This is a genomic window from Symbiopectobacterium sp. Eva_TO (genome assembly GCF_053848865.1).
This window is the reverse complement of record NZ_JBSPEY010000004.1, coordinates 2935367-2950961: the sequence shown is the minus strand read 5'-3', so window position 1 is coordinate 2950961 and position 15595 is coordinate 2935367. Positions and strand designations below refer to the sequence as shown.

The following is a 15595-nucleotide window of genomic DNA, read 5'->3' as shown; positions in this document are numbered from 1 at the left end:
ATTGACCTTTCGCATCAAAAATCGTTGGAACCGGAGGAATAACACCCGCAAGTGTTTTAAACATAAGTCACCACCTTTTTCCGTATGTGGAAAATGAATATTATCGCTATAATGAGGGTGGGCGCACAGTTGGCCGCCCGAATTAAAACTAAAAATTAATCGCTGTTATTCTCTTTTAACGCTTTCAGACCAGCATTTATAACCTCAAGGATCTTGTCGGTATCATAAATACAGCCCGCCCAGGCTCCGCCACTGACCCGCCTGCAAGGCCGCCCATAAGCGCGTATCGTCGGGTAAATCTGGATGCGCCCGTAATTTAGGATGTACAGGCCGGTTCGCCAGCACGGCGGCCCCCTCTTCGGGAGACAGCGGATGCCCTTCTGTACCAATAAAGTTGATGGAGCCGACCAGCTGATTCCGATCAATGATCATTTCGATGATGTCACCATCGCGCAGCTTGCCGATAGACCCGCCCGCCAAGGCTTCCGGCCCAATATGACCAATACAGGCACCGGTGGATACGCCAGAGAAACGCGCATCGGTGAGCAACGAAACAAACTAACCATAGGAGAGGTGTTTCAGCGCTGATGTGAGCTGGTAGGTCTCTTCCATTCCGGTGCCCGACGGCCCGCCGCCGATCACCACCATCATGTCCCCCGCCTGAATATCCCCTTGCTTGATGGCACGGATCCCCGCTTTCTCCGAGGTGAATACCTTGGCTTTGCCGGTATGGCGGTAAATGCCTTGTTCATCCACCACCGAGGCATCGATCGCCGTCGACTTAATCACGGACCCTTCCGGCGCAATGTTGCCGGAGGGGAAGGTAATGGTGGAGGTCAAACCGCGTGCCTTGGCCTGCTCTGGGCTCATGATCACTTCATCTGCTTGAACACCGTCGCACGCTACCAGTAGCGCGCGGAAACGGCGTCGACGCTCCGAGCGTTCCCACACATCGAGATTCTCGCCCAGGGTTTCCCCCGTCACCGTGAGCACATCTTCATGCAACAACCCGAGTTTGCGCAGATGCAGCATCACTTCCGGTACACCACCGGCCATAAAGGCCCGTACGGTGGGATGGTAGTCAGGTCCATTCGGCAACACGCTAACCAAGCGCGGCACTTTACGGTTGATTGCCATCCACTGCTCAACGGTCGGCGCTTTACAGCCCGCTGCATGCGCAATCGCAGGAATGTGCAGTAACAGGTTGGTTGAACCACCAAAAGCAGCGTGTATCGTCATCGCATTTTCAATGGCTTTGTCGGTAATAATATCCTTGATGGTCAACCCCTTGAGCTGCATCAACAGCGCCGCACGGGCAGACTGTCTGGCGATGTCCAGCCACACTTCCTGCCCCGAGGGTGCCAGTGCCGAATGCGGCAACGCCATCCCTAACCCTTCAGCCACTACCTGTGAGGTACAGGCAGTGCCAAGGAACTGACAGCCGCCCCCCGGAGAGGCGCAAGCCCGGCAACCCAGTTCAGCCGCCTCTTTCAGGCTCAGTTCCTGATTGGCAAAGCGAGCACCAATCGTCTGGATTTTACCGGCATCCTCACCGTGCGTCGGCGGCAACGTTGCGCCGCCGGGCACAATAATGGTCGGTAAATGGTGCGTCGACGCCAGTGCAATCATCATCGCAGGCAAGCCTTTGTCGCAGGTTGCCACGCCAATCACCGCTTTGCGGGTAGGCAAGGAGCGAATCAACCGCCGAAAAACCATGGCGGCGTCATTGCGGTAGGGCAAGGAGTCAAACATGCCGGTTGTCCCCTGCGAACGCCCATCACAAGGATCGCTGACATAAGCGGCAAATGGCACGCCATTCTCTTTCGCGATGGTTTCAGCAGCGGCGCGCATCTGCAAGCCGATTTCCCAATGCCCGGTGTGGTATCCCAACGCAATCAGGCGACCATCTTCTGCGCGAATTCCCCCCTGCGTACCGAGGATCAGCACTTCGGTGCCGAGCAGGCGGTTTGGATCCCACCCCATTCCCGCATTCAGCGTTAAACCAAAAATATTGCCGCAGGGTGAATCCACCAGCATTTCTGGTGTTAACGGCAGCGCCCCAGCCGGGCCTTCCGCGTGCGTCTTGATATTGTAGATGCCGGGATCTGCGCTATTAAAAATAACGTTAAGCGACATGATGGGAACTCCTTAATGGCCCGTATGCCTTACCCAAAAATACAACCGAAAAACCATTATCCTGCCGATGGCATTATTTGGCTGTTAAGCCATCGGCACTTGGTGCAAGTGATCTACGCTAGCGAAATGTTTCGTTCCGTTTTTGCATCAAAGATATGGCACTTATCCATATCAAACTGGAAATAGACCGTCTTATGCATCGTGCTGGCGATAATCACTCTGGCCTGATCGGAAGGCATACGGCAGGTCAGTTCGAAATTATCCACTTTGATCTTGACCCACCATCTCCGGACAGCTTTTGTATCTTAAGTTAACAATGCCCGCTGGCGCCGATATTCTCTTGGGGAGTTGTATCCCAGCGCACTGTGCGGATGGTTTTCATTGTAATGATTGAACGCTGCTGCAAGGTTCTTCAGCGCTGTTCGCACATCGGGTTTTGGCATGAAGGCGATGTAATCTTCCTTCATCGTCTTCACGAACCGTTCTGCCATGCCGTTACTCTGTGGACTGCTCACTGCTGTTGTGCAGGGCTCCAGATTCCGTTCTCTGGCGAACTTCCGCGTTTCATGCGCTGTGTACGCTGAACCATTATCCGTCAGCCATTGCACTGGTTTATCCGGCAGCGCGCTACCGAAGCGTTTTTCCACCGACCTCAGCATCACATCCTGCACGGTTGAACTGTCATAACCCCTGGTGCTCGCTGCCCAGTCTATGGCCTCCCGGTCGCAGCAGTCCAGTGCGAACGTCACCCGCAGCTTCTCGCCGTTGTCACAACCGAACTCGAAGCCATCTGAGCACCAGCGCATATCGCTCTCTGCTACCGCGATTTTGCCTTTATGCTCCCGCTTCGGACGTTCAGTTTTATCATGCAACAACAGCAGGTTATGCTCGCTCATTATCCTGTAAAGCCGTTTGGCGTTCACCGGTGGAAGTCCCTCTGCACGACGTTGCTTACGCAGGATACCCCACACTCGGCGGTAACCGTAACTGGGCATGTCGCTGATGATACGGAGGATGTCCGATAATATCTCAGCATCAGCTTCGTCATTACGCCGGTTGCTGCGCCTGTCCAGCCAGTCGGCAGAACGGTTAACCCGCAGTGACAGCTGCGCACGCGACACGCTCATGGCGCGGCTGACCAGAGCTATTCCCCGTCCTTTGGCAACAAGGGCGCGTGCACTATCCATTTTCGCGACTGGCGGTACTCCACTGCTTCTTTGAGGATCTCAACTTCCATCGTCTTCTTACCCAGAAGGCGCTGTAGCTCCCGGACCTGCTTGAGGGCAGTCGCCAGCGCCGAAGCTGGAACCACTTCTTCTGCGGCCGCAACGGCGGTGAGGCTTCCTTCCTGGTATTGCTTCTTCCACTTAAACAAAAGGCTGGGCTGGATGCCATGCAGGCGGGCTACATGGGAGACGTTCATCCCCGGCTCCATTGTCTGCTGAATGATGGCGATTTTCTCTTGCGGAGTTTTACGCTTACGGACTTCTTGCCCTAACAGGATCCCGGTCATTTCAAAATTAGCATGATTGTTAGACATATATCTAAGCCTATCTCTTATCTGGAGATACAGCTACTGTCTGGTGTTACAGGGGGCTACATCACGAAATTATCCACTTTCAGATACATAAAGAATTCGTGGCCCATGTTTTCCACGCGAATCAATTCACCCTGAGAGTGGTTGTCAGCAAACGGTGTTAATGAAACGCTGACATATTCCGGGCGCAGGCCAAAAAACACATCCTGACCGAGATATGCGCGAACGTTATCCTGCTGTGAGGCATTGAGCGCCAGAGAGGAATTTCCGACCACCAATTCCACCTGCCCGTTCCGCTCCACCAGTTTGCTCGGTTTGATATTCATTTCTGGCGCACCGATAAACCCAGCCACGAACATGTTCTTCGGGTAGTGGTACAGGTTGTCCGGCGTATCCACCTGCATGATATGGCCCAGCTTCATCACGCAGATGCGGTCGCCCATGGTCATGGCTTCGGTCTGGTCGTGGGTTACGTAGACGCTGGTCGCGGGTTTACCGCTTTTCTTTAACTGCTTGTGCAGGTCAGAAATACGGATACGCATCGAGGCACGCAGTTTGGCATCCAGGTTGGATAACGGCTCGTCAAACAGGAACACATCCGGCTTTTTCACGATTGCGCGACCGACAGCGACTCGTTGCGCCTGACCACCGGACAACTGGCGCGGCAGGCGATCCATCAGCTCTTCCAGTTCCAGAATTTTTGCCGCTTCGTTAACCTGTTCTTCAATCTTCTCTTTGGGTAATTTCGCCAATTTCAGACCGAATGCCAGGTTCTCACGCACCGTCATATGGGGATAGAGCGCATAGTTCTGGAACACCATCGCAATACCACGATCTTTCGGCACCAAATTATTCACGATGCGCTCGCCGATACGCACTTCACCGCCGCTGATGGTTTCCAAACCCCCAGCATGCGCAGCGTCGTGGATTTTGCACACCCGGAGGGGCCGACAATCACCATGAACTCACCGTCTCTGATGGTCAGGTCAATGCCGTGCACCGCTTTGAAACCGTTGGAATAGACTTTTTCCAGTTTGTTGAAAACTACTTCAGCCATGATAAATCCTCAATTAACCTTTAATTCCGCTGCTGGTGACGCCCTGTACGAAGTAGCGTTGAGCAAAGAAGAAAATAATGATGGACGGCAGAATAGAGATACTCGCCATCGCCAGAATTTCATTCCACGGCGCACCTTCCGTCACGTTGATGTAGCCCCCTGTAACACCAGACAGTAGCTGTATCTCCAGATAAGAGATAGGCTTAGATATATGTCTAACAATCATGCTAATTTTGAAATGACCGGGATCCTGTTAGGGCAAGAAGTCCGTAAGCGTAAAACTCCGCAAGAGAAAATCGCCATCATTCAGCAGACAATGGAGCCGGGGATGAACGTCTCCCATGTAGCCCGCCTGCATGGCATCCAGCCCAGCCTTTTGTTTAAGTGGAAGAAGCAATACCAGGAAGGAAGCCTCACCGCCGTTGCGGCCGCAGAAGAAGTGGTTCCAGCTTCGGCGCTGGCGACTGCCCTCAAGCAGGTCCGGGAGCTACAGCGCCTTCTGGGTAAGAAGACGATGGAAGTTGAGATCCTCAAAGAAGCAGTGGAGTACCGCCAGTCGCGAAAATGGATAGCGCACGCGCCCTTGTTGCCAAAGGACGGGGAATAGCTCTGGTCAGCCGCGCCATGAGCGTGTCGCGTGCGCAGCTGTCACTGCGGGTTAACCGTTCTGCCGACTGGCTGGACAGGCGCAGCAACCGGCGTAATGACGAAGCTGATGCTGAGATATTATCGGACATCCTCCGTATCATCAGCGACATGCCCAGTTACGGTTACCGCCGAGTGTGGGGTATCCTGCGTAAGCAACGTCGTGCAGAGGGACTTCCACCGGTGAACGCCAAACGGCTTTACAGGATAATGAGCGAGCATAACCTGCTGTTGTTGCATGATAAAACTGAACGTCCGAAGCGGGAGCATAAAGGCAAAATCGCGGTAGCAGAGAGCGATATGCGCTGGTGCTCAGATGGCTTCGAGTTCGGTTGTGACAACGGCGAGAAGCTGCGGGTGACGTTCGCACTGGACTGCTGCGACCGGGAGGCCATAGACTGGGCAGCGAGCACCAGGGGTTATGACAGTTCAACCGTGCAGGATGTGATGCTGAGGTCGGTGGAAAAACGCTTCGGTAGCGCGCTGCCGGATAAACCAGTGCAATGGCTGACGGATAATGGTTCAGCGTACACAGCGCATGAAACGCGGAAGTTCGCCAGAGAACTGAATCTGGAGCCCTGCACAACAGCAGTGAGCAGTCCACAGAGTAACGGCATGGCAGAACGGTTCGTGAAGACGATGAAGGAAGATTACATCGCCTTCATGCCAAAACCCGATGTGCGAACAGCGCTGAAGAATCTTGCAGCGGCGTTCAATCATTACAATGAAAACCATCCGCACAGTGCGCTGGGATACAACTCCCCAAGAGAATATCGGCGCCAGCGGGCATCGTTAACTTAAGATACAAAAGCTGTCCGGAGATGGTGGGTCAAGATCACTTTCAGATTACCCACGTAGAAGGTGTCCTGCGACCCCAGATAACCCGGGTGAGCAGTCTCTATTTCACCACAGGCTTCGTCGTCGTGCGCCTTCTTCTCCAGTGCAGCGATTTGAGCATCAGTAAGTACGATGCCTTCTCTGGCAACTTTTTCCTCAAGTGCCTTCAGGCGCTTACGAAAGTTTTCCAGATCGTGTCGTTGCCAGATGGAGCGCACACCGCTGCCAGAAATGAAGACGCCTTTTTTACGCAGCTCATTACTGGTCCGGTGCTGGCCATGAGCCGGGAACTCAATGGCGTAATCAACAACCGCACGTTCAGTGGCTTCATCAGCACGGTTTTTCAGGTTGGGAACCCGGCGGTTTTGGTTAACCAGAGCGTCAATGCCGCCTTCTGCCGCCAGTTCCTGATAGCTATAAAACGTGTCGCGTGACACACCCATGATTTTACAGGCTTTTGATACGTTACCGAGTTCTTCGGCGAGATTGAGCAGGCCGGCTTTGTGTTTGATGATGGGATTGTTAGTATGAAGCATGAGAGTTACCTCGTGTTTTGTATAAGGATTCGACACCCATATTAAAACCGGTAACTCTCAACCTTTCAAGGTCCAGTGTCAGATCAAGTCGCGACTAATACAATTTAGGTCATATCGTTATACACATCTTTTGGCCATTTTTTGAACAGGATGCTCAGAACCCCGTGAATTAAGGCATTCAAGCCATCCCATTGGCTTTTTGAGGTTCAAAATGCCACTCTGAGATAAACCCGTAACTCATTGATTAAACAGTGCGTTAGAAAGATGTGTATAACGATATGAATTTAGGTATATACCTGTGATACTTCAATTTGCTTCTGCGCTGGCTGCATACACTTGCCCGAATCGCTCACTTGAGTATGTTCATCAGGATTTTATCGCTTGCTGCCTGGCTGAAAATCGAATTATTCAAGGTATAAGCACAATGATTTAACGTACGTATTTCCAAACGGCGGTAGGGACCTTGTCGTAAAGCTTGTTCATCGTTAGCTCAGCTAAACGATGATCGGCGGCGGAATAAAACATTTCCAGCTCATCGCTGGACAACTCATACTTGTTCTTCTCGATAACGCGTTCAAGCGTGTCAATCGTTGTACACTTGCGTAAGCGCATCAAATAATCAATTTTTTTCATGGCGACCTTTATCAAAACAATACCAGCACCTGGAGGTTAATTAATATAAAAGCATCTATTGCTTAAGATTTAGCAGATGAACAGACGTTCTCCTGTGAGAACATTCCTAATAACGTGGCTTTAGATCGTTGCCAGCGTTGCAGTTCGGCACCATTAATTCCATAGTTACTGAACAAAGCATAGGTGTCATCTAAATACTTCTCGACCCGTTTTGAAAGCTCGTCTTCATCGGGGTATTTTATTTTAAATGTCAGAATAAATGTAGCTATATGCTCAATCAATTCATTTAATTGGAGATTGATCGCAGATGTTGGATCATTGACCCAGCCATGACTGCTATCCCCCAATGTGGAGATGCTTTCGTCACAGAGGTTTTCACACAAGAATCGGAGTTGGGCAATATCATAATGTTTCGGTGAGTACTCATCCATATCGTTCACTCCGTCATGCTGTTATTCCACATTACCTCAGCCTGTTTTTGAAACCTGTAACGCTGATGGAACGTAATAGAAAACCCTGACAACAGTTGGTGACTCCTTGGGTTAAGTGATGAAATAAGCTCACATTTATCCTGATGGAGAGTGCGGATTACACGACGTACCGCATCACCCATACGCGAACTATAGCAAAAGAATCACAGATTATCGCAAAAAATAAGTAAGGTTTTTGACCCTATTTAATCAGATAGACGATCGGTATAGCCGATATATATAATAGTTGATACTGTGTTTCATAATATTACTTTATTAAATTATCTTACAAATTAGAGCGAGAATTACCTTATAAAGGTTACTTGGGGGGCAATATCATCACGCGCAGAAAGGCTTTGTTGAATAATAGGGAATCGTGCTGTTTTACTATGCCCATTTTGGTAGAAAATGCTTATCACCTCAGGCATTCCGTTTTCTCATGATGCTTAACTGCATGATTTTACGTTGCTGGAAACAATCGTTTTACTGGGCTGGTAGCATAAAATCTGTTTATTCAACAAAGCCGCGCAGAAAGGAAATTAATTGTGTGATAGCTTGGGAATGGGTTTTTATTAACATATTGATATTTAATAAAAAAACCGGACAGATCTAGGGCTTGAACGGACCCTGTACATGATTCTGTGTAAATGCCTTTCTCAGTAGTGACCGTCCAGGCGGTCACCGAACTCGATAATAAAACGGCTCATTGCCATACGCCAGTCCCGCAGTGGCATCGTCCATTTCTGTGAGGCCGACTGGATTGCCAGCCACACCACCTTTTTCACTGCGTCGTCAGTCGGGAACACCTTGCGTTTTTTAATCGCATGCCGGATCACACTGTTCAGCGACTCGATGGCGTTGGTTGTGTCGATGACTTTGCGGATATCTGCCGGGTAAGCGAAGAACGTTGCCAGATTGCTCCAGTTCGTCTGCCAGCTCCGGCTTATCTGTGGATAGCGGCTGTCCCATGCGCTGGCGAATGCTTCCAGCCCCTGCTGGCCTGCTTCTTCCGTAGCGGCCTGATAGATGGCTTTCAGGTCGCGTGTGACGGCTTTGTAGTCCTTCCAAGAGACGAACCTCAGGCTGTTGCGTACCATGTGCACGATGCACAGCTGGATGCGGGCTTCCGGATACACCGCGTTGATGGCGTCCGGGAAGCCTTTCAGACCGTCGACACAGGCGATGAGGATATCGTTCAGGCCGCGGTTTTTTAGTTCTGTCAGCACATTGAGCCAGAACTTCGCGCCCTCGTTTTCGGCCAGCCACATACCCAGCAGTTCTTTTTGGCCCTCGATGTTGATACCCAGTGCCAGGAACACGGATTTATTGATGACGCGACTGTCCTGCCGGACCTTCAGGATGATACAGTCAAGGTAAACAATGGGATAGACTGCATCCAGTGGACGATTTTGCCATTCAGTAACCTGTTCCATCACGGCGTCGGTGACCTTCGAGACCAGCGCCGGTGAGACATCCGCGTCATACAGCTCTTTGAACGCAGACGCTATCTCGCGGGTGGTCATCCCTCTGGCGTACAGGGACAGGATTTGGTTATCCATCCCGGTGATCCGGGTCTGGTTTTTCTTCACCAGTTGTGGTTCGAAGGAGCCATCACGATCGCGCGGAGTACGTAGTTCCAGAGGGCCATCGCCGGTGGTCACGGTGTTTGTGGAATAGCCGTTGCGGGAGTTGGCCCCCGGTTTGGGCTGATTTTTATCGTAGCCCAGATGGTGGGACATTTCGGCGTTGAGAGCAGCCTCAACGCTGATTTTCTTCAGCAGGCGATCGATCAGGGGTTTTGAGATTTTTGGCCAGTTCGTTAGCCAGAGCCTGCAACTGTTTTTCGTCCATAAATTAACCTGTTTTTGATGTTGGATTGAACATATCAAAATCAGGCAATTACACAAATTTATGTACATGGTCCTTGAATGGTGTACTGCTGTCATTATCAGCGTTTTTTCTTTCTGCCTTGCACGGCCTTAAAACGTGGATTTGTCTTACAAATAACATAAACCCGCCCGTGCCGACGAACAACCTTACAATCTTTATGGCGTGTTTTTGCCGAACGTAATGAACTGAGAACCTGCATACTTTCTCCCGCTGAAAATTACATATTTCGCTATTTTAAAAAATGGCCAAAACGCTTGTTAAAGCGTGCCGTGCTGCCTTCTTTGGCATACTCTTTTTGTTTCCCGGTGTAATAAGGATGTGATGCTGACGATACATCAATCGTGACATAGGGATAGGTTACGCCGTCCCGCTCGATGGTGCGGTCTGTCTGGATGGTTGAGCCAACCATAAAATACTCATCAGCACTGGTATCGTGAAAGGCTACAGTACGGTAGTGCGGGTGGATATTTGCTTTCATTAAAAACCCCTTTGTTATGTTATAACATAACAAATTGTGCGCTTCTTCAGACACAAGATCAACCCTCTTGTGTCTGAGGGGGGGACGGAGTGAGAGCAGAGCGATGGTTAAAACAGGTAGGCAAGAAAAAAAGGCCGCTTGCGCGGCCTTTGGGGAATAACTCAGTTACGGTTTTTCAACGATATGGCTGTGTTCAATATCTTCATTTTTCTTGCTAAAGCGGCGGCGTACACCACAAAGAAGACAGGAACAAAGAAGATCGCCAGCACCGTTGCGGTAATCATCCCGCCCATTACGCCAGTACCTACAGCGTTCTGTGCGCCGGAACCGGCACCGGAACTGATTACCAACGGCACTACGCCGAGGGTAAAGGCTAACGAAGTCATCAGGATGGGGCGCAGACGCATACGTACTGCATCAAGCGTCGCCTCCACCAAGCCTTTGCCTTCTTTCTCCATGAGGTCTTTGGCGAATTCAACGATAAGAATAGCGTTCTTCGCCGATAGACCAATGGTGGTCAATAGCCCTACCTTGAAGTAGACGTCGTTCTCCAATCCACGCATGGTGGCGGCCAGCAGTGCACCAATGATCCCGAGCGGCACCACCAGCATGACGGAGAAGGGGATAGACCAACTCTCGTACAGTGCGGCCAGACACAGGAACACCACAATCAGCGAAATGGCATACAGGGCTGGTGCCTGGTTACCTGACAGACGTTCCTGATAAGACATCCCGGTCCAGTCGTAACCAATACCTTCCGGCAACTGTTTGGCGAACTCTTCCATCAGGGCCATCGCTTCACCGGTACTCTTACCCGGGGTTGCTTCTCCCTGAATCTGCATGGACGGTTGCCCATTATAGCGTTCCAGACGTGGTGAACCGTGCGTCCAGTGGCTTTGTGAGAAGGAAGAGAACGGCACCATCTGGTTGTTGCTGCCACGAACATACCAGCGCTCAATATCGCTTGGTAGCATACGGAACGGCGCATCAGCCTGCACATACACTTTCTTCACACGCCCACGGTCAATAAAGTCATTGACGTAGCTGCCGCCCAGCGCGGTTGCCAGCGTGGCGTTAATATCCGACAGGGATACACCCAGCGCCTGAGCTTTTTCCTGGTCGATATCGATACGGAACTGCGGGGTATCTTCCATACCGTTTGGACGTACGCTGACCACGGTATCAGGACGCTGTGCGGCCATCCCCAGCAGTTGGTTACGAGCCGCGGTCAGCTTATCGTGCCCCAGGTTAGCCTGATCCAGCAACTGGAAGTCAAAACCGGTTGCGGTACCCAGCTCAACGATGGCAGGGACGTTAAAGGCGATAACGATCGCTTCCTTGATTTGCGAGAAGGCAGCATTAGCCCGACCGGCAATGGCACCAACCTTGTTTGCTGCTCCGGGACGTTCGCCCCAGTCTTTCAGACTGGCGAAGACCAGACCGGCGTTCTGCCCACGACCGGAGAAACCGAAACCGTTAACGGTAAACACCGAATTAACGTTGTCTTTCTCATTCTCCAGGTAGTGCTTGGTCACACGCTCAAGCACGCGCTCGGTGCTCTCTTGGGTTGCACCAGCGGGCAGTTGCACCATGGTCAAGAGTACGCCCTGGTCTTCTTCCGGCAGGAAGGAGCTTGGCAGACGCATGAAAAGCACTGCGAGGCCAACCGCAATCAGCAGGTAGACCACCAGATAACGGCCGGTACTGCGCAAAATATTGGCAACGCTATCGGTGTAATGGGTGGTGCTCTTTTCAAACAGCTTGTTGAACCAACCGAAGAAACCCGTTTTCTCGTGATGGTCGCCCTTCGCGATGGGTTTGAGCAGAGTGGCACAAAGCGCCGGTGTCAGAATCAACGCTACCAGTACAGACAGCACCATCGCGGACACAATGGATATGGAGAACTGACGGTAAATGGCACCGGTAGAACCACCCGTGAACGCCATCGGAATAAATACCGCAGACAGTACCAGTGCAATACCGACCAGCGCGCCCTGAATCTGCGACATCGACTTCTTGGTGGCTTCCTTGGGCGGTAGCCCTTCTTCCATCATTACGCGCTCGACGTTCTCCACCACTACGATGGCGTCATCCACCAACAGGCCGATGGCCAGTACCATGGCAAACATGGTTAAGGTGTTAATCGAGTAACCGAAGGCAGATAGGATGGCAAAGGTGCCTAACAACACCACCGGCACCGCGATCGTCGGGATCAGCGTGGCGCGGAAGTTTTGCAGGAACAGGTACATCACCAAGAACACCAACACGATGGCTTCCGCCAGCGTTTTTACCACTTCGTTAATTGAGATCTTAACGAACGGCGTGGTGTCGTAGGGATAAACTACTTTCAATCCAGCCGGGAAGAACTGCTGTAACTTACCCAACTCGGCTTTAACGGCGGAGGCCGTATCCAGCGCATTGGCACCGGTTGCCAGTTTGATACCGACCCCTGCGGCTGCCTGGCCGTTGTAACGCGCAATAACGCTGTAATCTTCACCCCCCAACTCTACGCGAGCGACATCACGCAGGCGCACCTGCGAACCGTCAGCGTTGACGCGCAGCAGAATGTTGGAGAACTCATCGGCAGATTTCAGTCGTGTCTGGGCAATGATAGAAGCATTAAGCTTCTGCCCCGGCAGCGGCGGTGTACCACCCAATTGTCCGGAGGCAATCTGGTTATTCTGCACTTTGATGGCAGCTACCACATCACCCGTGGTCATCTGGAAGCTGTTGAGCTTGTTCGGATCCAACCAGATACGCATCGCGTATTGGGCACCAAACAACTGCATGTCACCGACACCGTTGGTACGGCTGAGCGGATCTTTGATATTGGCCACCACATAGTCAGCGATATCCTGCTGCGTCAGTGAACCGTCTTCAGAAATAAAGCCGGCTACCATTAGGAAGCTGCTGCTCGATTTCTGTACGCTTACGCCCTGTTGCTGCACTTCCTGCGGCAACAATGGCATCGCCAGTTGCAGTTTGTTCTGTACCTGAACCTGAGCAATGTCCGGATCCGCTTTCGAGTCAAACGTCAGCGTAATCTGAACTGTACCCGATGAATCACTGCTGGAAGCCATGTAGAGCAGGTTATCGATACCGTTCATGTTCTGTTCGATAACCTGCGTCACGGAGTCTTGCAGTGTAGAAGCATCCGCGCCCGGGTAGTTCGCCGTTATTTCAATGGCCGGTGGTGCAATGGTCGGATATTGGGCGATAGGCAACTTGATAATTGCCAACGCCCCCGACAGCATCACCATAATGGCGAGTACCCATGCAAAGATGGGACGATCAATAAAAAACTTAGCCATGAATTACAGGCTCCTGTTAAGACTTCGCGGGTTCAGACTGCGCAGGTTTTTCTTCACCATTCCCAGGTGCCGTCTCTTTTGCTCTGACGCGCACGCCCGGTCTGATTTTCTGCAACCCAGTCACGATAAGACGATCACCTGCTTTAAGGCCGGAGGTCACCAGCCAGTTGCTGCCGATAGCCTGGGCTGTCGTGAGCGTGCGTGTTTCAACCTTGTCACCTTCACCAACAACCATGGCGGTGGCTTCACCGCGCGGATTGCGCGTCACGCCTTGTTGCGGCACCAGCAGCGCGTCATTGTTCACACCTGAATCAAGGCGTGCACGTACAAACATGCCGGGCAGCAAATCATGTTGTGGGTTCGGGAAGATAGCGCGCAGGGTGATAGACCCCGTGGTTTCATCTACCGTGACATCAGAAAATTCCAGCGTACCGTTTTGTGCATACTCAGTGCCGTTATCCAGCAACAAACGTACGGTAGCTTTGCCACCGGCTTGTTTCAACGTGCCTTGTTCCAGCTCACGCTTCAGTCGCAAATAGTCATTACTGGATTGCGTCACATCCACATAGATCGGGTCGAGTTGCTGAACGCTGGTCAACGCCGTCGCCTGACCGGAAGCCACCAATGCCCCTTCGGTGACCGTCGATTTACCGACGCGGCCTGAAATAGGGGAGAGCACTTTGGTGTAGTTCAGGTTGATCAGCGCAGAATCCACAGAGGCTTGTGCCGCTTGTACGCTGGCTTCTGCCTGCCGCTGTGTTGACAATGCCTGATCGTAATCCTGCTTGCTGACATAATTGGTGCCAACCAGCGGTTTGTAACGGTTCACCGTCAAGAGAGCGATTTCTGCCTGAGCCTGTGCTTGCGCCAGCGAGCCTTTCGCGCTGTTGTAAGCCGCCTGATAGGTTGCCGGGTCAATCTGGTACAGAGAGGTGCCCGCTTTCACGTCGCTCCCTTCGACGAAGTGACGCTTCTGAATAATACCGCTCACCTGAGGCCGAACCTCGGCAATGCGGAATGCGTTAGTGCGCCCTGGAAGTTCGGTAATCACGTTCAGCGGTTGCGTTTTGAGGGTCTCAATGCCGACTTCAGGCGCTTGCTGGCCGCCTTGCTGCTGACCTTCATTTTTATTATCACACCCGGTGAGCGCTAAGCCGCCAGAAAGCATCAGGACTGCCGCCAGAGGCATAAGCCTTCTGTTTTTGTTCATAAATAAACCTCAAGTGTCCGATTTGAATTTGACCAATGGATCACAAGCCCTAAAACCCATTTCTGCGATAATCCTGCAAGCGTGTTATGTTACATACATTCGCGAATGTATGTAAATCACGCTTCCTTTAAAAAACAGCTCCATGGCACGAAAAACCAAACAGCAGGCCAGGAAACACGACAACACATTATTGATACGGCCTTACGCCTCTTCTCCGAGTTCGGCGTCTCCGCCACGTCGCTGGCGGGTATCGCTGCCGCCGCAGGCGTCACGCGCGGCGCGATTTATTGGCACTTCAAAAACAAGGCTGAGTTGTTTGATGCAATCTGGACGTTGTCCGAGACGAAAATCAACGATTTCGAATCTGAGTATCAGGCAAAATTCCCTGATAATCCACTGCATGTGATGCGTGAGCTACTGATCTATATGCTGCGTTTGACGACGACCGACAACCAGTGGCGCTCGATAATGGAGATCAATTTCCATAAGTGTGAGTTTGTCGGTGAAATGTTACCGTCGTATAACGCACGCAAGGCGCTCTATTTCTCCTGCTATGAACAGATTGAGGATAGCCTCAATCACAGTATTCAACTGGGTTTTCTGCCGTCCGATCTGCATTTGCGTCGTGCCGCCGTGACGTTGCGCGCCTATTTCTCCGGTATCCTGGAGAACTGGCTGTTTCTGCCTGAAAGCTTTGATATCCATCAGGAGGCGCCAACCCTGGTAGACAGCTTTATTGATATGCTGCGTTTCAGCCCGGCACTCAGACTGCCGCTCGTCACGCCTCTACAAGAAAACGCCGAGTAAGATTCAATCTGTTATAACTCACTGTCCGTTATAATGAACCGTTACTTT

7 protein-coding genes and 8 pseudogenes are annotated in these 15595 nt (G+C 51.6%); 2 read left to right on the top strand and 13 right to left on the bottom strand.

Annotation, left to right across the window (positions count from 1 at the left end):
• Positions 1-155: 155 nt before the first annotated feature.
• The 5 genes and pseudogenes from ACWWJF_RS17640 to ACWWJF_RS17620 form a co-directional block, all read right to left on the bottom strand.
• Positions 156-2136, bottom strand: a pseudogene (locus ACWWJF_RS17640) (YjhG/YagF family D-xylonate dehydratase).
• A gap of 113 nt (positions 2137-2249) precedes the next feature.
• Positions 2250-2420: pseudogene (locus ACWWJF_RS17635) on the bottom strand (sugar ABC transporter ATP-binding protein); the annotation flags it as partial.
• A 21-nt stretch (positions 2421-2441) separates the two neighbouring features.
• A protein-coding gene (locus tag ACWWJF_RS17630; protein ID WP_455871154.1) for an IS3 family transposase occupies positions 2442-3649 on the bottom strand; the annotation gives its coding sequence in 2 pieces (ribosomal slippage) (positions 2442-3328 and positions 3328-3649; 1209 coding nt in all).
• A gap of 92 nt (positions 3650-3741) precedes the next feature.
• Positions 3742-4730: pseudogene (locus ACWWJF_RS17625) on the bottom strand (ABC transporter ATP-binding protein); the annotation flags it as partial.
• Positions 4731-4743: 13 nt separating this feature from the next.
• Positions 4744-4881, bottom strand: a pseudogene (locus ACWWJF_RS17620) (carbohydrate ABC transporter permease); the annotation flags it as partial.
• Between the two features lie 87 nt (positions 4882-4968).
• Here ACWWJF_RS17620 and ACWWJF_RS17615 point away from each other — a divergent pair.
• A protein-coding gene (locus ACWWJF_RS17615; protein WP_455871153.1) for an IS3 family transposase occupies positions 4969-6176 on the top strand; the annotation gives its coding sequence in 2 pieces (ribosomal slippage) (positions 4969-5290 and positions 5290-6176; 1209 coding nt in all).
• A gap of 38 nt (positions 6177-6214) precedes the next feature.
• On the opposite strand, the pseudogene ACWWJF_RS17610 reads toward ACWWJF_RS17615, so the two are convergent.
• From ACWWJF_RS17610 to ACWWJF_RS17575, 8 genes and pseudogenes are all read right to left on the bottom strand, one after another.
• Positions 6215-6748 (bottom strand): annotated as a pseudogene (locus tag ACWWJF_RS17610) (helix-turn-helix domain-containing protein); the annotation flags it as partial.
• Positions 6749-7177: 429 nt separating this feature from the next.
• Positions 7178-7381 (bottom strand): HHA domain-containing protein, encoded by a 204-nt coding sequence (locus tag ACWWJF_RS17605; protein ID WP_195315224.1) that lies wholly within the window; start codon positions 7379-7381, stop codon positions 7178-7180.
• 62 nt (positions 7382-7443) lie between these two features.
• A complete protein-coding gene (gene tomB / locus ACWWJF_RS17600) occupies positions 7444-7812 on the bottom strand; it encodes an Hha toxicity modulator TomB (RefSeq protein WP_455871152.1) in 369 nt (122 codons plus the stop codon).
• Between the two features lie 695 nt (positions 7813-8507).
• Positions 8508-9702: pseudogene (locus ACWWJF_RS17595) on the bottom strand (IS256 family transposase).
• Between the two features lie 97 nt (positions 9703-9799).
• Positions 9800-9940 carry a type B 50S ribosomal protein L36 gene (gene ykgO / locus ACWWJF_RS17590; protein ID WP_195315222.1) on the bottom strand — a complete coding sequence of 47 codons (141 nt, stop codon included), beginning with the start codon at positions 9938-9940 and terminating at the stop codon, positions 9800-9802.
• A 30-nt stretch (positions 9941-9970) separates the two neighbouring features.
• Positions 9971-10219: a type B 50S ribosomal protein L31 gene (locus ACWWJF_RS17585; protein ID WP_455871151.1), complete on the bottom strand. Its 249-nt coding sequence runs from the start codon at positions 10217-10219 to the stop codon at positions 9971-9973.
• Positions 10220-10384: 165 nt separating this feature from the next.
• Positions 10385-13530 (bottom strand): annotated as a pseudogene (locus tag ACWWJF_RS17580) (efflux RND transporter permease subunit).
• Between the two features lie 16 nt (positions 13531-13546).
• Complete coding sequence (locus tag ACWWJF_RS17575) at positions 13547-14740, bottom strand: efflux RND transporter periplasmic adaptor subunit (protein WP_455870154.1); 1194 nt, start codon at positions 14738-14740, stop codon at positions 13547-13549.
• 142 nt (positions 14741-14882) lie between these two features.
• Here ACWWJF_RS17575 and acrR point away from each other — a divergent pair.
• A pseudogene (gene acrR / locus ACWWJF_RS17570) lies at positions 14883-15547 on the top strand (multidrug efflux transporter transcriptional repressor AcrR).
• The last annotated feature ends 48 nt before the right edge of the window (positions 15548-15595 follow it).